The sequence below is a fragment of the Ornithinimicrobium sufpigmenti genome, assembly GCF_004322775.1.
Taxonomy (GTDB): Bacteria; Actinomycetota; Actinomycetes; order Actinomycetales; family Dermatophilaceae; genus Ornithinicoccus; species Ornithinicoccus sufpigmenti.
This window is the reverse complement of sequence record NZ_CP036403.1, coordinates 1,262,424-1,279,489: the sequence shown is the minus strand read 5'-3', so window position 1 is coordinate 1,279,489 and position 17,066 is coordinate 1,262,424. Positions and strand designations below refer to the sequence as shown.

Sequence of the window (17,066 nt, the reverse complement as noted above, 5' to 3'; positions counted from 1 at the left end):
GTGGCTCGTGGCGGCTGGCGGCACGAGGTCGGCCGACGGACGCCTACGGGGTGGCCGCGGACAGCTTCTCCAGCCGGGCCTCGAGCAGGGCGGTGCGGTGCGCGTTGCCGTGCAGGGCCACATACCTGTCCCGGAAGACCGACAGGAGTGCGTCGTCGAGACGGCGCACGGCGCCGGGCGGGTAGCGGTAGCCCATCCGCGCCTCGATGTCGGCGGTGTCCACGGTGCGCAGCAGGTCGCGCAGCTCGGCGAGCGAGGTGATGCCGAGCTCGAGCAGCAGGCCCGAGACCCAGGCGTAGTGGTCGGTTCGGGACCAGCCGGCGTCGGCGAACTGGCCGGCCAGGAAGGCGGAGAGCTCCTGGCTGCCGATGCGCGGGTCGTCGTCGGCCGGGTCGACGGGCGGGGCGACCTCCTCGCGGTGCCGGTCGCGGATGGCGGTGAACTGCTGGTCGGCCAGCTCCAGCAGGCCGGCGGCGAGGGTGAAACGGCGGTCGAAGTCGGGGGCGTGCGTCTCCGGGACCGAGCCCTTGTAGCGGATGTCGTGCTCGAACTCCGCCCACGCGTGCTGCAGCACGGTGCGGATCTGGACCGAGGCCTTGCGGCCGCGCATCGGGCCCTTGGTCTGGTGGCGCGCGGGGTCGAGGCCGACGAGCAGGTGCCGGCTGGAGTAGCCCCACCGGCCCTGCGCCGCGGTCTCCCGGCCCATGTCGCGGTCCTCCAGGATGACCAGCTGGTCGGCCAGCAGCTCCACGACGGCACGGACGTCGGCCAGGACGTAGGTGATGACCCGGACGCCGATCTGGTCGGTGATGTCCCGGTCCGGGTCCGGGTAGGCCAGCCGGCCGTCCACCCGGCGGGAGAGCTTGCCGGCGTAGGACTCGACGGTCTTGGTGCGGCCGCTCACGTCCAGGTAGTTGATCCCCGCGTCGTCGAGGAGCTGGGTGACCAGGGCGACGTAAGCGTCGGTGGCGGCGACGTAGGCCTCGTGGTCCGCGGCATACCGGGCCGCGGCCCTGCGGATCCTGGCCGGCTCGGAGGACACCATGGGGACAGCCTGCCGCATCGGGCGCGCCGACCGGTCCCCGACCTCGACGGGCCCTGGCGAGCACGGTGAGCCGCTGCCGAGACCCGGGCGGGCCATCACCCGGGGCCGGGGCAGCCCGTCAGCAGCTCCTCGGCGACGTCGGCCGTCACCACCAGGGTGTTGACGAGCCCACCGCGCAGGGCCGCGGCGAGCGCGGGGACGCGCTCGACCTGGTGCGCGCTGCTGAGCACGGTGGGGATCTGCGTCAGATGGGCGGGGCTCAGCGCGATGATCCGGGCGGACAGGTCGGTCTCGACGATGCCGCCGTCGACGTCGAAGAAGATCCCGGCGACCTCACCCACCGCCCCCGCATCGGCGACCTCCTCTCGGACGGGCTCGTCGACGGCGTCGTAGATGGTCGACGAGCCCGGCCCCCACCCCCCGACCCCGACCATGGCCACCGTCACCGTGCTCGCGGCGGCCAGCGTGTCGCGCACGGCCGGGTCCCGCCGGACCGCGTCGGCGGCCTCCCGGTCGGGCATGACGAGGGGTGCGAAGAAGACCTTCCGTCCGGCGCCGGCCTTCCTCGAGGCGCGGCGGACGAGGTCGATCGTGCTGCTGTCGACGGTGCTGCTCGCCATGGCACCGCTCAGCTGAACGATCGGGACTGCGGGGACGGTGGGGAGCGTGGTGAAGATGTCCACCATGGCATGGACGGACCGGCTCCACGGCAGACCCAGGACGTCCTGGGGGCCGAGCAGCCCCACCAGCAGCTCCGCCGCGGCCTGTCCGACGTCGGCGGCCGCCGCCGTGGACGTGGGCACCACCCGGCAGTCCTTCAGCCCCCAGCGACTGCGCACCTCCTCCGCCAGCTCCAGCACCTGCTCCTCGACCGGCTCGACGATCTCGATCCGGACGATCCCGGCCTCGTTGGCCAGGTCCAGCAGGCGGGCGACCTTGAACCGGCTCAGGCCCAGCTCGGCCGCGATCTCCACCTTGGACCGCCCGTCGAGGTAATAGCGACGTGCGACGTCCGCAGCGGCCCGCAAGGAGCCATCACCACCGACCCTGACCGCATCGGACACCGGCGTCCACCTCTCCTCCTGCGGGCGGCCCACGGTGGCCACCCTTGACACGTCGAGCACGAACATAGTTGACTCAGCATCCTGCGCTCATACGTGCACAGCATATGCACATCTGAGCATCCAACGAAGGGTCAGGACAGTTGCCTCGCAGAGCACAGCGCAGCGCGCGCATACCCAGGACACTCGGTCTGGCGCTGGCCGCCACGATGACGCTCGGGGCCTGCACGGCAGGATGGGCCGGCGGGGACGCGGGCGCGGAAGGCACGCTCAACGTGATCATGGTGAACAACCCGCAGATGGTGGACCTGCAGCGGCTCACCGCCGAGCACTTCACCGCGGAGACCGGGATCAGCGTCAACTACACGGTCCTGCCGGAGAACGACCTGCGCGACCTGGTCAGCCAGGAGTTCACCAGCCAGTCGGGCCAGTACGACGTCGCGACGCTGTCGAACTTCGAGATCCCGATCTACGCGCGCGCCGGGTGGGTCGCCAACCTCGACGACTACATCGCCGCCGACCCTGACTTCGACCAGGACGACATCCTCCCCTCGATGGTGACCTCCCTGACGGTCGACGGCTCCGTCTACGGCGAGCCGTTCTACGGGGAGTCCTCCTTCCTCATGTACCGCAAGGACATCCTCGACCGCGAGGGCATCACCATGCCGGAGCAGCCGACCTGGCAGGAGGTCGCCGACATCGCCGCCGAGGTCGACGGTGCCGAGCCCGGCATGTCGGGCATCTGCCTGCGGGGGCAGCCGGGCTGGGGCCAGATCTTCGCGCCGCTGACCACGGTGGTCAACACCTTCGGCGGGACCTGGTTCGAGTCCGACGAGCAGAACTCCACGACCGGCATGACGGCGCGGGTCAACGCCCCCGAGTTCACCGAGGCCGTGACCTTCTACGTCGACCTGGTCCGCGAGCACGGCCAGCGGGGCGCGCCCAACTCCGGCTTCGTCGAGTGCCTGAACAACCTCACCCAGGGCAACTCGGCCATGTGGTATGACGCCACGTCGGCAGCAGGCTCGCTCGAGGCGGACGACTCCCCCGTCCAGGGCCTGCTCGGCTACGCCCCCGCACCGGTGGTGAGGACCGAGAGCGCAGGCTGGCTCTACGCCTGGTCCTTCGCCGTGCAGGAGGCCTCGGAGAACAAGGACGACGCCTGGGAGTTCATCTCCTGGGCCGCGAGCAAGGAGTACGAGGAGCTGGTGGGCGAAGAGGTCGGGTGGGCGCAGGTGCCCTCCGGCAAGCGGGCCTCCACCTACGAGAACCCGGACTACCTCGAGGTGGCCGGGGCGTTCGCGGAGCCGACCCGGCGGGCCATCGAGACCGCCGACCCCGAGAACGCCGGCCTGCAGCCCCGGCCCGCGATGGGCATCCAGTTCATCGGGATCCCGGAGTTCCCCGAGCTCGGCACCCAGGTCAGCCAGGACGTCAGCGCGGCGATCGCCGGGCGGATGTCGGTCCAGGACGCCCTCGACCAGGGCCAGCAGCTGGCCGAGGACATCGCCGAGCGGTACCAGGCCCGAGAGAGGCGCGCACAGTGACGACGACCCGCAGCACCGAGGCCGAGATGGACGCCGTCCGGACGGGCGCCCCACCCCCCGCCGAGCGCTCGAGGCTGATGTCGGAGAAGTGGCGCCGCCGGCTGCCGCTGCTCCCGGCGCTGATCTTCGTGATCGTGCTGACCCAGCTGCCCTTCCTCGGGACGCTCATCGTCTCGTTCATGGACTGGAACTCCTACTACCCCGAGGAGCGGGGGTTCGCCGGCCTCAGCAACTACGCCCGGGTCTTCACCGACGTCAACGCCCGCTCGGCGGTGTTCGTCACCATCGTGCTGACGGTGAGCGTGGTGCTCATCTGCCTGGTCCTCGGCCTGATCATCGCCCTGCTCCTGGACCGCAAGTTCCCCGGGCGCGGCGTGGTCCGGACCATGATGATCGCCCCGTTCCTGCTCGTGCCCATCGCGGCGGCCCTGCTGTGGAAGCACGCCCTGTACAACCCGGAGTACGGCTTGTTCAACGGTCTCCTGACCCTCTTCCTGGGGGATGACGCGCCGCAGCCGGACTGGGTGGGCAGTATGCCGCTGCCCGCCCTCATCGCCGCCATCTCCTGGCAGTGGACGCCGTTCATGATGCTCATCCTGCTGGCCGGGCTGCAGAGCAGGCCGCTGGACGTGGTCGAGGCGGCGCGCATCGACGGGGCGAGCAGCTGGCAGATCTTCATCCACATGACGCTGCCCCACCTGCGTCCCTACATCGAGCTCAGTGCGCTGCTCGGCACCATCTACGTGGTGCAGAACTTCGACCACGTCTTCACCATCACCGCCGGCGCCACCGGCAGTGCCAACCTGCCCTACTTCGTCTACCAGACCTTCTACACCGCCCAGGACTACGGACGCGCCTCCGCCGCCGGCGTGGTCACGGTGGCGGGCACGCTCGTCGTGGCGATGCTCGCGCTGCGGACCGTCTTCACCGTCTTCAAGGAAGAAGCCCGATGACCATCGCCCTGAAGCCCCGCAGCCAACGTCGCACCCCCTTCCGCGACAAGGCGGGCCGCCAGGGGCTGGGGCTGACCGTCCTGGCCTGGGCCATCGGCCTGCTCTTCTTCATCCCCTTCCTGTGGATGGTGCTGGTGTCCTTCCGCAGCGAGACCGACGCGGCGACCAACCCGCCACAGCTGTTCGCCCCGTTCAGCGTGGAGGGCTACCGCAACTTCTTCGGCGCCGACCCCTGGGGTCCGCTGCTCAACTCGGCCACGGCCAGCGTGCTGTCGACCGCGCTCGTCATCGCGCTGGCCTTCCCGGCCGCCTACGCCCTGTCGATCCGGCCGGTGAAGAAGTGGCAGGACGTGCTCTTCTTCATGCTCTCCACCAAGATGCTGCCGATCGTCGCCGCCATCCTGCCGATCTACCTGTTCGCGCAGTTCTCCGGGCTGCTCGACAACATCTTCCTGCTCACGATCTTCTACACCTCGATGAACCTGCCGATCGCGATCTGGATGCTGCGCTCCTTCCTCGCGGAGGTGCCGGTGGAGATGATCGAGGCGGCGCAGATCGACGGGGCGAGCGTGACGACCACGCTGCGCAGGGTGATCGCCCCCGTCGTGATGCCCGGCATCGCCGCGGCGGCGCTTATCTGCTTCATCTTCAGCTGGAACGAGCTGCTCCTCGCCCGGGTGCTGACCAGCACCGTCGCGCAGACCGCACCGGTCTACCTGACCGGGTTCGTCACCAGCCAGGGCCTCTTCCTCGCCCAGGTCTGCGCGGCCAGCCTCGTCGTCTCGCTCCCCGTGCTGGCGGCCGGCTTCGCCGCCCAGGACAAGCTGGTCCAGGGCCTGTCGATGGGTGCCGTCAAGTGACCGGACCGGTCCCGCTGAGCGGCGCCACGCTCGACCGGCTGCCCGACGGGGTGGCCCGACCGAGCTACGACCGCTCGGCCCTGACCCCGGGCATCGTGCACATCGGGGTCGGCGGCTTCCACCGCGCCCACCAGGCGATGTACCTGGACCGGCTGATGGAGGAGGGTCAGGCGCACGACTGGGCCATCGTCGGGGTCGGCACCATGCCCGGCGACGTGCGGATGCGCGACGCCCTGCGGGCCCAGGACTACCTCTTCACCCTCGTGGTCAAGCACCCCGACGGGCGGCTGGAGCCCCGGGTCCTGGGCGGCATGGTCGACTACCTCTTCGCGCCCGAGGACCCGGAGGCCGTGCTGGACGCGATGACCGACCCCCGGGTCCGGATCGTCTCGCTGACGATCACCGAGGGCGGCTACCACGTCAACCAGGTGACGGGGGACTTCGACCCCGACGACCCCGTCCTGCAGTCCGACCTGGACTCCCCCGGCAGCCCGCGCAGCGCCTTCGGCCTCATCACCGAGGCGCTGCGCCGGCGTCGGACGGCGGGGACCGCACCGTTCACCGTCATGTCGTGCGACAACCTCCCGGGCAACGGCGACGTCGCCCGCGCCACGATCGGCGCCTTCGCCGCCCTCCAGGACGAGCGGGGCGACGGCGCGGAGCCGCTGGCGCCCTGGCTGGCCGAGCACGTCGCCTTCCCCAACGCCATGGTCGACCGCATCACCCCGGTGACCAGCCCCGAGGACGTCGCGGCGCTCGCCGAGCGCTTCGGGGTGCAGGACGCGTGGCCGGTGGTCTGCGAGCCGTTCACCCAGTGGGTGCTGGAGGACCACTTCCCCACCGGGCGCCCCGCCTTCGAGCGGGCCGGGGCGCAGGTCGTCGACGACGTCGTCCCCTACGAGCTGATGAAGCTGCGGCTGCTCAACGCCAGCCACCAGGCCCTCTGCTACCTCGGCTACCTCTCCGGCTACCGCTACGCCCACGAGGTGTGCCAGGACCCGCTCTTCGTCCGGTTCCTGCTCGGCTACATGGAGCACGAGGCCACGCCCACCCTGCCGGAGGTGCCCGGCGTCGACCTGGAGACCTACCGGCACGAGCTGGTGGAGCGCTTCGCCAACCCGGAGGTGCGCGACACCCTGGCCCGGCTGTGCGCGGAGTCGTCGGACCGCATACCCAAGTGGTTGGTGCCGGTGATCCGGCACAACCTCCGGCACGGCGGGCAGATCGAGTCCTCCGCGCTGGTGGTCGCCTCCTGGGCACGATATGCCGAGGGCGTGGACGAGCAGGGTGAGCCGATCGAGGTGGTCGACCGGTTCAGGGAGAAGGTGATGGCCGCCGCCGCGCGGCAGGGAGAGGAGCCGCTCGCCTTCCTGGAGGACGAGTCCTTCTTCGGCGACCTGCGGCACGACGAGAGGTTCACCACCGCCTACGCCGCTTGCCTCTCCTCGTTGCACGAGAAGGGGGCGCGTGCCACCCTCGAGGACCATGTCGGTGCCTGAGCAGAGTCGTACGACGAGGACGGCCGTGCTCGTCCGGCCCGGTGAGCTGCGGGTCGAGGAGCGGCCCCGCCCACGGCCCTCGGCGGACGAGGTGCTCATCGAGGTGACCTCGGTGGGGGTGTGCGGGTCCGACACCCACTACTACACGCACGGGCGGATCGGCTCGTATGCGGTGACCTCCCCCCTCGTCCTCGGCCACGAGTCCGCGGGGGTGGTGCTGGAGGTCGGTCGCGACGTCGACCCACACCGGGTCGGACAGCGTGTGTCCATCGAGCCGGGGGTGCCCTGCCGCGAGTGCGAGCAGTGCCTGGGCGGGCGCTACAACCTCTGCCCGGACATGGTCTTCCACGCCACCCCTCCGGTGGACGGGTCGCTGAGCGAGGTCATCACCCACCATCACGCCTTCGCCCACCCCGTCCCCGAGGAGGTGTCGGACGACGCGGCCGCGATGGTCGAGCCGCTGTCGGTGGCGCTGTGGGCCTGCCGCAAGGCGGGGGTCGGGCCCGGCGACCGCGTCCTGGTGACCGGCGCCGGACCCGTCGGGCTGCTGTGCGCCCAGGTGGCCCGGGTCGCGGGGGCCGCGGAGGTGGTCGTCGCCGACGTCAACAGCCACCGGCTCGCGGTCGCCGCTGCCGACAGGGCCACGCACACGGTCGACGTGCGGGACGGAACGCTCGAGGACTGGTTCGGGCAGCGGCGGCGCCCGCACGTGCTGCTGGAGTGCAGCGGTCACGCGGGGTCGACCGTGGCGGGGATGGCTGTGCTGGCCCCGGCCGGGAGGGCGGTGCTCGTCGGGATGGGCGACGACACCCTGGAGCTGCCCCTGTCGCTCGTGCAGGAGCGGGAGCTGCTGGTCACCGGGGTCTTCCGCTATGCCAACACCTGGCCGACCGCGATCGGGCTCATCGCCTCGGGGCAGGTGCGGGTCGACCACCTGGTGACCGGGCACTTCGGTCTGGACCAGACGGCCCAGGCGCTCACCGCGGCCGCGGACGACCCGCACGCGATCAAGTCGATGATCCACCCCCAGACCTGAAGGAGACACATGCCCCTGCCGTCGCCCCTGCCGTCGCCCCTGCCGTCGAGCCTGCCGTCGACGATGCGCGGCGTCCGGCTGCCCGGCGACTCCACGGTGCGCGACGTCACGCTCGACGTGCCCCGCCCCGGCCCGGGACAGGTACTGCTGCGGATGCGGGCCTCGAGCATCTGCGGGTCGGACATCCGGGCGATCTACCGTGAGCACCTCGGCGTCGGGGCCGAGGCCTACCAGGGCGTCGTCGCCGGGCACGAACCCTGCGGCGAGGTGGTCGAGGTGGGGCCCGGCGCCCGTCGGCTCTCGCCCGGCGACCGGGTCGTCGTCTACCACATCAGCGGGTGCGGCCAGTGCGAGGAGTGTCGCCGCGGTTACCCCGTCGGGTGCAGCAGCGAGCACCGCGCCGCGCACGGCTGGCAGCGGGACGGCGGGCACGCGGACTACCTGCTCGCCGAGGAGGTCAGCTGCCTGCTGCTGCCCGAGCCGCTGACCTTCGTCGACGGCGCGCTGGTCTCCTGCGGTTTCGGCACCGCCTACGAGGGCCTGCTGCGCGGGCAGGTCAGCGGCCGGGACACGCTGCTGGTCACCGGGCTGGGCCCGGTCGGTCTGGCGGCGGCCATGCTGGGTCGCCACCTGGGCGCCACCAGGGTGATCGGCATGGACCCGGTGGCCAGCCGGGTGGAGCTGGCGCAGAGCCTGGACCTGCTGGACGTGGCCGTGACCGATCCGGACGACCTGGCCGCGGCCGTCGCGGACGCCACCGACGATCGCGGCTGCGAGGTGACCATCGACTGCTCCGGCCACCCGGACGCCCGGCTGGCGGCGCTGCGGCATACCCGGCACTGGGGACGCTGCGTGCTCGTCGGGGAGGGCAGCACGATGACGATGGACGTCTCCCCCATGCTCATCCACCCGCAGATCAGCGTGCACGGCTCGTGGGTGTCGTCGGTGCAGCACATGGCCGAGCTGCTCGACCTGCTGGTGCGCTGGGGGGAGCACCCTGAGAGGATCGTCACCCACCGCTACCCCCTGGCCGAGGCGGGCACGGCCTACCAGGTCGCTGACGCGGGCCAGGCCGGCAAGGTCTGCATCGTCTGGGAGGACTGACACCGATGACCACCCCCACCCTCGTCGCCGGGATCGACAGCTCGACCCAGTCCTGCAAGGTCGTGGTCTGCGATGCCCGGACGGGCGAGGTGGTGCGCAGCGCCCGTGCCCCGCACCCCGACGGCACCGAGGTCCACCCCGACCGGTGGTGGGAGGCCCTGGAGCAGGTGACCTCCGGCGGCATGCTGGACGGTGTGTCCGCCGTCTCCGTGGGGGGCCAGCAGCACGGGATGGTGTGCCTCGACGAGCACCAGCAGGTGGTCCGGCCGGCGCTGCTGTGGAACGACACCCGCTCGGCCCCGGACGCCGTCGACCTCATCGACGAGCTCGGCGGGCCGCAGGCGTGGGCGGACGCGACCGGCGTGGTGCCGGTCGCCGCGATCACGGTGACCAAGCTGCGCTGGCTGGCGCGGCACGAGCCCGAGCACCTGGCCCGCACCCGGACCTGCGTGCTGCCGCACGACTGGCTGACGAGCCGGCTCGTGGCGGGCGGGGGCACCGTGCAGCGGTGGGTGACGGACCGGTCGGACGCGTCCGGCACCGGGTACTACGCGGCGTCCACCGACACCTACCGGAAGGACCTGCTGCAGCTCGCGACCGGTCGGGAGCTGGAGCTGCCGGAGGTGGTCGGTCCCCGCGAGGCAGCGGGCCGGACCCCGGGCGGGCTGCTGGTCGGGCCCGGCGCCGGGGACAACGCGGCCGCGGCGCTCGGGCTGGGCCTGGGCCCGGGGGACGTCGCGGTCTCGCTGGGGACGAGCGGGACGGCCTACGCCTCCCACCCGCGGCCGACGCGCGACCCCAGCGGCGAGGTGGCCGGCTTCGCCGACGCCACCGGCAGCCACCTGCCGCTCATGTGCACGCTGAACGCCGCCCGGGTGCTCAGCGCCGGCGCCACGGCCCTGGGCACGGACCTGGCCGGGATGGAGCGGCTCGCGCTGGAGGCCGAGCCCGGGGCGGGTGGCCTGACCCTCCTGCCCTACCTCGACGGCGAGCGCACCCCCAACCTGCCGACCGCGACCGGGACCCTCACCGGGATGACCAGGGCCAACCTGACCCCGGCCAACATGGCGCGCGCCTTCGTCGAGGGCATGCTGCTCAACGTCGCCGCCGGCGTCGACGCGCTGCGCCGCGAGGGCGTCGACGTGCAGCGGGTGCTGCTCATCGGTGGCGCGACCGGCTCGGCGGCCGTGCGCGAGATCGCCTCGACCTTCATCGGCGTCCCGCTGGTGGTGCCGAGCCCCGGGGAGTACGTCGCCCGGGGCGCCGCCCGGCAGGCCGCCTGGGTGCTCTCCGGCGAGGAGGCTCTCCCCGAGTGGCCGGTGGAGCACGTCACCGCGGCCGAACCCGTCGCCGACCCCCGGGTGGAGGAGATCAAGGGACGGTACGCGGAGCTGCTCGCCACGGTCCACGGCGTGCGGCAGTGACCTCGCTCACGGCGCCGGACGGACCGCGAGGTGCCGACTCTGCCGACTCCCTCCCGGACCTGGTGGCCGACGCCCGGGCCCTGGCCGGGCGGGGACGCCGCACGATCCTCGGACTGACCGGCGCACCGGGAGCCGGCAAGTCCACGCTGGCGGCCGCCCTCGCGGACACGCTCGGACCCGAGCTCGTGGCGGTCGTCCCGATGGACGGTTTCCACCTGAGCAACGAGATCCTCCACGCCCGGGGCGCCCGGGGCCGCAAGGGAGCCATCGACACCTTCGACGACGCCGGGTATGCCGCGCTCCTCACCCGGCTGCGCGACCAGGGACCGGACGAGATCGTGTACGCCCCGACCTACGACCGCGACCTCGAGACCGCGATCGGCTCCGCGCTGCCGGTCCTGCCGACGGTGCCGCTCGTGCTCACCGAGGGCAACTACCTGCTCTCCCCCGACGGCGCCTGGCCCCTGGCTCGGGCCGCCATGGACGAGGTGTGGTTCGTCGACCTCGACGCGACCGCTCGGGAGGCACGCCTCATCCAGCGCCACGTCCGCCACGGCGAGGACCCCACGCGTGCGCGCGACCGGGCGCTCGGGCCCGACCGGACGAACGCACTGGCCGTGGAAGCCCTCAGGGGCCGGGCCACCCGCGTCGTCCGCATGACCTCCTGAGGCAAGGACGCTTCACCTGGCAGCCTCGCCGCCCCCGGCCCACGATGGACGGACGACCCGGTGGAGCCGCCGGGGCGCTCTCTTTTCACGGAAGGCAGCTGGTTGAGATGACGTCCATCTGGCAGGCATCGGCACCCCGACCCGAGACCGACCCCTGGCCCGACGGGGCCAGCTGCGAGGTGCTGGTGGTGGGCGCCGGCTTGACCGGCCTGGCGACGGCGCACGCGCTGGTCAAGCAGGGCCTGGACGTGGTCGTGGTCGAGGCGCGCGACGTGGGCGGGGTGACGACCGCGCGCACCACCGGAAAGGTCTCGCTCCTCCAGGGCACCTCCCTGTCCCGCATCCGTAGCAAGGCGGGGCCGGAGGCGGTGCGCCGGTATGTCGAGGCCAACCGGATCGGCATGCAGTGGTGGCTGGACGTGGTCGGCGAGGGGGTCGCGCTGCAGCGGCGCCCCGCGCTGACCTACGCGACGACCAGGAAGGGCAAGCACTCGCTCACCCAGGAGTGGGAGGCGGCGACCGAGGCCGGGCTGCCGGTGGAGGCCCTGGGCGCGGAGGCGATGGAGTATGCCGTCGACACGCCGGTCGCGGTGATGCGGCTGGGTGACCAGCTGCAGGCGCACACGCTCATCGCGCTCGACCAGCTGGCGCGCGAGATCCGGGCCGGCGGGGGCCGGATCGTCGAGGGCGTCCGGGTGATGGGGCTGAAGTCGGGGACGCCGCACGAGGCGCGTACCGACCACGGGCCGATCCTGGCGCGCACCGTCGTGCTCGCGACCGGGATGCCGATCCTGGACCGGGGCATGCACTTCGCCCGGCTGGAGCCGCAGCGCTCCTACGCCCAGTCCTACCGGCTGCCGGGCGGCACGCCGCCGCAGGGCATGTACCTGTCCGTCGACAGCCCGACACGCTCGATCCGCTCGGTGCCGGTCGGCGGCGAGGAGTTCCTGCTGGTCGGCGGCAACGGGCACACCGTGGGCCGCGACCCGCACGCCCAGGGCAACGTCGAGGACCTGCGACGCTGGACCCAGGAGGTCTTCCCGGGCGCCGAGGAGGCGCACAGCTGGTCGGCGCAGGACTACCAGAGCGAGGACGGCATACCTGTCGTCGGGCCGCTGGCCGGCGATGACACGACCCTGCTGTGCGCCAGCGGCTTCGGCAAGTGGGGTATGACGAACGGTGCCGCCGCGGCGATCGCGCTGGCCGGGTGGGTGACCGGGGACGTGCCGGAGTGGGCGCAGCTCTACCAGGAGCGCGGCAGCGCCGGCTCGCGGCTGGTCAGCGTGGGCCGGATCAACGCGGAGGTCACCGCGCACCTGGCGAAGGGGTGGGCCGGTGGGATGGCACGCTCGCTGCCTGACTCACCGCCTGCAGAGGGTGAGGGCGTCGTCGGCCGCGAGGGCGCGAGCCTGGTGGCGTGCAGCACCGTCGGCGGTCAGACCCGGAAGGTCTCGGCGGTGTGCACGCACCTCGGCGGCAAGCTGAACTGGAACGACGCCGAGAAGTCCTGGGACTGCCCCCTGCACGGCTCGCGCTTCGGCGCCGACGGGCGGGTGCTGGAAGGCCCGGCCACCTCGGCGCTGAAGGAGCAGTGAGCCGGCCTGTCGCGGGCACGCACTCCGACACGCGGGACACACAACGTGCTGCACCGCAGGCAGCGTCGTCGACGTTGTCTGCGGTGCAGGACGTTGCCGGAGCCGGGGACGCCCGGAGTCAGGCGCTCCTGGCCTGCGCCGGCTCGGCGTCCTGCCTGAGGAGGTCGCCGAGCTCGTTCCACCAGGACGCGCGGTCCGGCCGGCCGTCGTAGTCGCGGCGGCGGTTGGCCCCGGAGCTGCTGGGCAGCACGAAGACCGGGGCACCGGCGAAGGCCCAGTCCTGCAGGCCGAGCCCGGGTGCCCGGTGCCCGGCCCACCTGGCGCAGTGGGTGGCCGCGATCTTGCCGTTGAAGGCGACCCAGCGGGGCCGGTGGTGCGACAGCTTCGCGTCGAGCCCGGGGACGTCGAAGACCAGCCGGCGGCCCTGCGACTCCTCCTCGACCTTGATCAGGTCGGTCAGCCCGATGCCGTGCTCGAGCAGGGACGCGTCCTCCTGGGGAGCGAGCACGTGCGGGGTGAGGCCAGCCCCGGCGAGCCGGGTCCAGAAGGACTGGCCCGGCCCGGCGTAGTAGTGACCTCGGCGGAAGGCGCACTCCCCCACCGCGGTGCCCACGATGACGAGCGGCAGGTCGTGGTCGAGCAGGTCGTCCAGGACGTCCACTATCGGTTCCTCTTCCGGAGTCGGGACGCCCCAGAGTACGCCCGGCTGATCGCCGGCTGCACGTCGATGGCGGGCGGTCCCCGGAGACCGACGATGCGGTCAGACGGACTTGATGGCCGAGATGTCGAGGGTGAGCTTGATCTTCTCGCTGACCAGGACGCCACCGGTCTCCAGGGCGGCGTTCCACTCCAGACCCCAGTCCTTGCGGTTGACCGTGGTCGTGCCCTCGAAGCCGGCGCGCTGGTTGCCGAACGGGTCCGTCGCGACACCGGTGAACTCAACGTCGATGCTGACCGGACGGGTGACGTCCTTGATGGTGAGGTCGCCCGCGACGCGCAGGGTCTCACCGGCGAGGCGCTCCACCGAGGTGGAGACGAACCGCAGCTCGGGGTAGGTCTCGACGTCGAAGAAGTCGGCGCTGCGCAGGTGGCCGTCGCGGTCGGCGGAGCCGGTGTTGATGCTCGACGCCTGCATGAGGACGGTCACCGAGGAGTTGGCGGGGTCGGTGAGGTCCAGGGTGCCCGAGCCCTCGACCTCGTCGAAGGTGCCGCGCACGTTGGTGACCATCGCGTGCCGGGCGGTGAAGCCCAGGCTGCTGTGGCCGGGGTCGATGGTCCAGGTGCCGGCCAGCGTCTCGGTGACAGCGTCGGGCTCGCGCTCCAGCGTGGCGACGGCACCGGACGGGGTGGCGGACTCGGCGGCGGGGGTGGACTTCTTGGTGAACCAGTCGAACAGGCCCATGGTGAGCTCCTTCACGAGAGGGAGTAGGTGATCAGTCACCTACTTTAGAGGACTGAAAGGTGATATGTCAACTACATACCCCCACCGGTGCCGCGCTAGCCTTGACCGGGTGACGACCAGCACGAACCGCGGCTTCGCCCTCCTGACGCCGGAGCGTCGCGCCACCCTGGCCCGCCGGGCGCAGCTGCTCGCCGGGGCCTCTGTCGTCTACAACGTCGTGGAGGCGGTCGTGGCGATCGCCGCCGGCCGGGTGGCCGGCTCTGCGGCGCTGGTCGGTTTCGGGCTGGACTCGACCGTCGAGGTCGCCAGCGGCCTCATCATCCTGTGGCAGTTCCGTCACCCGCTGCCCGAGACGCGCGAACGGCTGGCCGGACGGCTGATCGGCCTGTCCTTCTTCGCGCTGGCCCTCTACGTCACCTACGAGTCGGTCTCGGCGCTGCTCGCCGGCACCCGCCCCGACTCCTCGACGGTCGGCATCGTGCTGGCGGTCCTGTCCCTGCTCATCATGCCGGTGCTGTCGTGGGCGCAGCGCCGCACCGGTCGTGAGCTGGGCTCCGGCGCGGTGCACGCCGACGGCACCCAGACCCTGCTGTGCACCTACCTGTCCGCGGTCCTGCTCGTCGGGCTGCTGGCCAACTCGCTCCTCGGCTGGTGGTGGCTGGACGCGGTCGCCGCGCTCGTCATCGCCGCGGTCGCGGTGCGCGAGGGCCTCGAGGCGTGGCGTGGAGAGGGTTGCTGCGGCGACTGACCTGCTCGCTGGACCGCTCCCGCCACCACCGTGCACCACGCTCGGCCAGCCAGCCCAGCGCGAGGGCGACGACGACGGCGACGACCGCGGCCAGGAGGGGGTTCTCCTCCAGCCAGGCCCCCGCCACCGCGCCGATGCCCACGTTGTAGGCGGCCCACGCCGTCACCGCGATGCTGTCGAAGAGGATGAACCGGCGGCGAGGGAACTCCATGGCGCCCGCGGTGAGGTTCACCAGCTGGCGGCCACCCGGCACGTAGCGGCAGGCGATGATGATCATGCCGCCGCGCCGCTGCAGCAACCCGGCGATCCAGGTGAAGAAGGCGCGCACCTTCGGCCGTCGGCTCTCCCGGAGGCGCCCCAGGCGGGTGTACCGGCCCAGGGTGTAGGTGAGGTTGTCCCCGACGAACCCGCCCGCCGCCGCCACCGCCATCAGCGTGACGAGACCGGGTCGGCCCTCCGCAGCCGCGATCGCGCCCAGGGCCACCAGCACGGGCTCGGCGGGGGCGGGCGGCAGCAGACCGTCGAGGATGCAGATCGCGAACACGATCGGCAACAGCCAGGCCGAGTCGGCGTGCGTCTCGATGAAGGCGTTGAGCGCCTCGACCATGGGTCCTCTTTCTGCGGGGCTGGGCAAGTATGCCACCGCGGCCATCCCCGACGGCGGCGCCCACCACGTGCCGTCAGCGCAGACGTCGGGCGGGCCGCTGCAGCCCAGCCACCGGGCCGTCCGGCAGCCTCGTCGTCACGGACGGTTGTCGACGACGGGCGTCCCGTCCCGCAGGACCAGCGCGACGTCGCGGACGGCGCTGATGTCGCTCAGCGGGTCGCCGCGCACGACGAGCAGGTCGGCCGGGCGGCCTTCCTGCAGCACACCCGCCTCCTCCGTGCCCATCAGGTCGGCGGCGGTCGACGTCGCCGCCACCAGAGCCTGGCGGGGCGTCATCCCGGCGTCGACCAGCAGCTCGAGCTCGCGGACGAGGCCCGCGCCGAACTCCACGCCGTTCATGGGTGCGTCGCTGCCGGCGACGGCCCGGCCACCGGCCTCGACGAACTCCGCGAGCCGGCCCTGCAGCGTCCCGAGCATGGAGGGATCAAGGACCGGCTCGACGACGGCGAAGGTCGGCGCCAGCGTGGGGCCGTCCGCGACGACCCTGGCCAGCAGATCCTCCTCCCAGCCCTGCGCGACCCCGCGCGGTTCCAGGTGGTCCAGGCCGTCGACACCTGCCGCGAGCAGCTCCTCGAGGTCCGGCACGGTCCCCCAGTGCGCGACCACCGGGGTGCCATGTGCGTGGGCCTCGTCGACGATGGCCTGCAGGACCGGCACCGGGATCGGGTCCAGCGACCGGTATCTCGGGTCACCGCGGTCGTGGATCACCTTGATCACATCGACCGGCTGGTCGGCGGTGGTCAGCTCCCGCACCATGGACCTGGCCTCGTCGGCGGTGGCGGGGACGCGCACCCCGGGGTCGTCGGTGCTGCCCCCGAGGGTGACCACCGGGTGTCCTCCCGGCGTGGTGAACACCGGTCCGGCGGCGAAGATGCGCGGGCCGGCCAGCTCGCCGTCCGCGACCTTCTGGCGCAGCGCCAGGATCCATCCCGGGTCGTCGCCCATGCTGCGGACCGAGGTGACGCCGTGCTCGAGGTACGCCGCGCGGCGTGGGCCCGCGTCCCGCAGCCACTCCACGACCGACAACGCGATCGCGCCGACCCCGGACCCGCTGGGTGCGGCGAGGTGCACGTGGGAGTCGATGAGGCCGGGCATCACCGTGTGGCCCGCCAGGTCGAGCACGGTCGCGCCCTCCGGCAGCTGGATATCCACGCGCGTGCCGACGTCGGCCACCCTGCCGTCCCGGACCAGGACGGTCACCCCGGACAGCGGCTCCAGCTCCGGCCCGACGAGCGCCGTCATCCCCGTCAGGACCAGTGGTCCCTCCATCGGCTCGCCCGCGCGGAACCTCGTCGCCTCCACCCAGACAGCCATCGCGATCCCGGCCAGCCCGAGGGCCAGGAGCGGGTAGAGGACCAGACGTCGCAGCCAGCGCCCCAGGCGCCGGCGCCTGCGCGTGCTGCCAGTCCTCGCCACGAGCCCGCCTTCCTCCGGACCCGTCCAGCGTACTGCGGGCC

At 72.4% G+C, this 17,066-nt stretch carries 16 protein-coding genes; 10 read left to right on the top strand and 6 right to left on the bottom strand.

The window, feature by feature from the left end; translation table 11 throughout:
• Positions 1-43: 43 nt before the first annotated feature.
• Positions 44-1,045 carry a GTP pyrophosphokinase gene (locus ESZ52_RS05910; RefSeq protein ID WP_131104117.1) on the bottom strand — a complete coding sequence of 334 codons (1,002 nt, stop codon included), beginning with the start codon at positions 1,043-1,045 and terminating at the stop codon, positions 44-46.
• A gap of 95 nt (positions 1,046-1,140) precedes the next feature.
• Positions 1,141-2,142: a sugar-binding transcriptional regulator gene (locus ESZ52_RS05905; RefSeq protein ID WP_181010070.1), complete on the bottom strand. Its 1,002-nt coding sequence runs from the start codon at positions 2,140-2,142 to the stop codon at positions 1,141-1,143.
• Positions 2,143-2,315: 173 nt separating this feature from the next.
• On the opposite strand from ESZ52_RS05905, the gene ESZ52_RS05900 reads away from it, so the two are divergent.
• The 9 genes from ESZ52_RS05900 to ESZ52_RS05860 all read left to right on the top strand — a co-directional run bounded on the left by ESZ52_RS05900 (position 2,316) and on the right by ESZ52_RS05860 (position 12,792).
• The gene (locus ESZ52_RS05900; protein ID WP_131106459.1) at positions 2,316-3,653 is read left to right on the top strand and encodes an ABC transporter substrate-binding protein; all 1,338 of its coding nucleotides are present in this window, start codon (positions 2,316-2,318) and stop codon (positions 3,651-3,653) included.
• 26 nt (positions 3,654-3,679) lie between these two features.
• Positions 3,680-4,606 carry a carbohydrate ABC transporter permease gene (locus ESZ52_RS05895; protein WP_131106458.1) on the top strand — a complete coding sequence of 309 codons (927 nt, stop codon included), beginning with the start codon at positions 3,680-3,682 and terminating at the stop codon, positions 4,604-4,606.
• Positions 4,603-5,466: a carbohydrate ABC transporter permease gene (locus ESZ52_RS05890; RefSeq protein WP_131104115.1), complete on the top strand. Its 864-nt coding sequence runs from the start codon at positions 4,603-4,605 to the stop codon at positions 5,464-5,466. Before ESZ52_RS05895 ends, ESZ52_RS05890 begins: the two co-directional genes overlap by 4 nt.
• On the top strand, positions 5,463-6,965 hold the full coding sequence (locus ESZ52_RS05885; RefSeq protein ID WP_131104114.1) for a mannitol dehydrogenase family protein: 1,503 nt from the start codon (positions 5,463-5,465) through the stop codon (positions 6,963-6,965). The genes ESZ52_RS05890 and ESZ52_RS05885 overlap by 4 nt, the downstream gene beginning before the upstream one ends.
• Entirely contained in the window at positions 6,952-8,001 is a 1,050-nt protein-coding gene (locus ESZ52_RS05880; RefSeq protein ID WP_131104113.1) for an NAD(P)-dependent alcohol dehydrogenase, read from the top strand. Before ESZ52_RS05885 ends, ESZ52_RS05880 begins: the two co-directional genes overlap by 14 nt.
• 9 nt (positions 8,002-8,010) lie before the next feature.
• Positions 8,011-9,105: a zinc-dependent alcohol dehydrogenase family protein gene (locus ESZ52_RS05875; RefSeq protein ID WP_202865414.1), complete on the top strand. Its 1,095-nt coding sequence runs from the start codon at positions 8,011-8,013 to the stop codon at positions 9,103-9,105.
• 5 nt (positions 9,106-9,110) lie between these two features.
• Positions 9,111-10,529, top strand: a complete 1,419-nt coding sequence (gene xylB / locus ESZ52_RS05870) for a xylulokinase (RefSeq protein WP_131104112.1) — start codon at positions 9,111-9,113, stop codon at positions 10,527-10,529.
• Complete coding sequence (locus ESZ52_RS05865; RefSeq protein ID WP_131104111.1) at positions 10,526-11,197, top strand: nucleoside/nucleotide kinase family protein; 672 nt, start codon at positions 10,526-10,528, stop codon at positions 11,195-11,197. Before xylB ends, ESZ52_RS05865 begins: the two co-directional genes overlap by 4 nt.
• 107 nt (positions 11,198-11,304) lie before the next feature.
• Positions 11,305-12,792, top strand: a complete 1,488-nt coding sequence (locus ESZ52_RS05860; RefSeq protein ID WP_131104110.1) for an FAD-dependent oxidoreductase — start codon at positions 11,305-11,307, stop codon at positions 12,790-12,792.
• A 118-nt stretch (positions 12,793-12,910) separates the two neighbouring features.
• Here the strand turns inward: ESZ52_RS05860 and ESZ52_RS05855 are convergent, their stop codons facing one another.
• Positions 12,911-13,453, bottom strand: coding sequence for a mismatch-specific DNA-glycosylase (locus ESZ52_RS05855; protein WP_181010071.1), 543 nt, complete (start codon positions 13,451-13,453; stop codon positions 12,911-12,913).
• Positions 13,454-13,552: 99 nt separating this feature from the next.
• Positions 13,553-14,194 carry a YceI family protein gene (locus ESZ52_RS05850; protein ID WP_131106456.1) on the bottom strand — a complete coding sequence of 214 codons (642 nt, stop codon included), beginning with the start codon at positions 14,192-14,194 and terminating at the stop codon, positions 13,553-13,555.
• Between the two features lie 109 nt (positions 14,195-14,303).
• Here ESZ52_RS05850 and ESZ52_RS05845 point away from each other — a divergent pair, with 109 nt between their 5' ends.
• Positions 14,304-14,942, top strand: coding sequence for a cation diffusion facilitator family transporter (locus ESZ52_RS05845; RefSeq protein WP_337590192.1), 639 nt, complete (start codon positions 14,304-14,306; stop codon positions 14,940-14,942).
• On the opposite strand, the gene ESZ52_RS05840 is transcribed toward ESZ52_RS05845, so the two are convergent.
• Positions 14,875-15,549 carry a DedA family protein gene (locus tag ESZ52_RS05840; RefSeq protein ID WP_181010072.1) on the bottom strand — a complete coding sequence of 225 codons (675 nt, stop codon included), beginning with the start codon at positions 15,547-15,549 and terminating at the stop codon, positions 14,875-14,877. The genes ESZ52_RS05845 and ESZ52_RS05840 overlap by 68 nt on opposite strands.
• A 135-nt stretch (positions 15,550-15,684) precedes the next feature.
• Positions 15,685-17,025: an amidohydrolase family protein gene (locus tag ESZ52_RS05835; protein WP_202865413.1), complete on the bottom strand. Its 1,341-nt coding sequence runs from the start codon at positions 17,023-17,025 to the stop codon at positions 15,685-15,687.
• Positions 17,026-17,066 lie beyond the last annotated feature (41 nt).

Bases quoted from the DNA above. Each gene is read 5' to 3' on its own strand.
- ESZ52_RS05910 (WP_131104117.1), bottom strand. From the start codon at position 1,045: ATGGTGTCCTCCGAGCCGGCCAGGATCCGCAGGGCCGCGGCCCGGTAT.
- ESZ52_RS05900 (WP_131106459.1), top strand. From the start codon at position 2,316: ATGACGCTCGGGGCCTGCACGGCAGGATGGGCCGGCGGGGACGCGGGC.
- ESZ52_RS05895 (WP_131106458.1), top strand. From the start codon at position 3,680: ATGGACGCCGTCCGGACGGGCGCCCCACCCCCCGCCGAGCGCTCGAGG.
- ESZ52_RS05890 (WP_131104115.1), top strand. From the start codon at position 4,603: ATGACCATCGCCCTGAAGCCCCGCAGCCAACGTCGCACCCCCTTCCGC.
- ESZ52_RS05880 (WP_131104113.1), top strand. From the start codon at position 6,952: ATGTCGGTGCCTGAGCAGAGTCGTACGACGAGGACGGCCGTGCTCGTC.
- ESZ52_RS05875 (WP_202865414.1), top strand. From the start codon at position 8,011: ATGCCCCTGCCGTCGCCCCTGCCGTCGCCCCTGCCGTCGAGCCTGCCG.
- xylB (WP_131104112.1), top strand. From the start codon at position 9,111: ATGACCACCCCCACCCTCGTCGCCGGGATCGACAGCTCGACCCAGTCC.
- ESZ52_RS05860 (WP_131104110.1), top strand. From the start codon at position 11,305: ATGACGTCCATCTGGCAGGCATCGGCACCCCGACCCGAGACCGACCCC.
- ESZ52_RS05850 (WP_131106456.1), bottom strand. From the start codon at position 14,194: ATGGGCCTGTTCGACTGGTTCACCAAGAAGTCCACCCCCGCCGCCGAG.
- ESZ52_RS05840 (WP_181010072.1), bottom strand. From the start codon at position 15,549: ATGGTCGAGGCGCTCAACGCCTTCATCGAGACGCACGCCGACTCGGCC.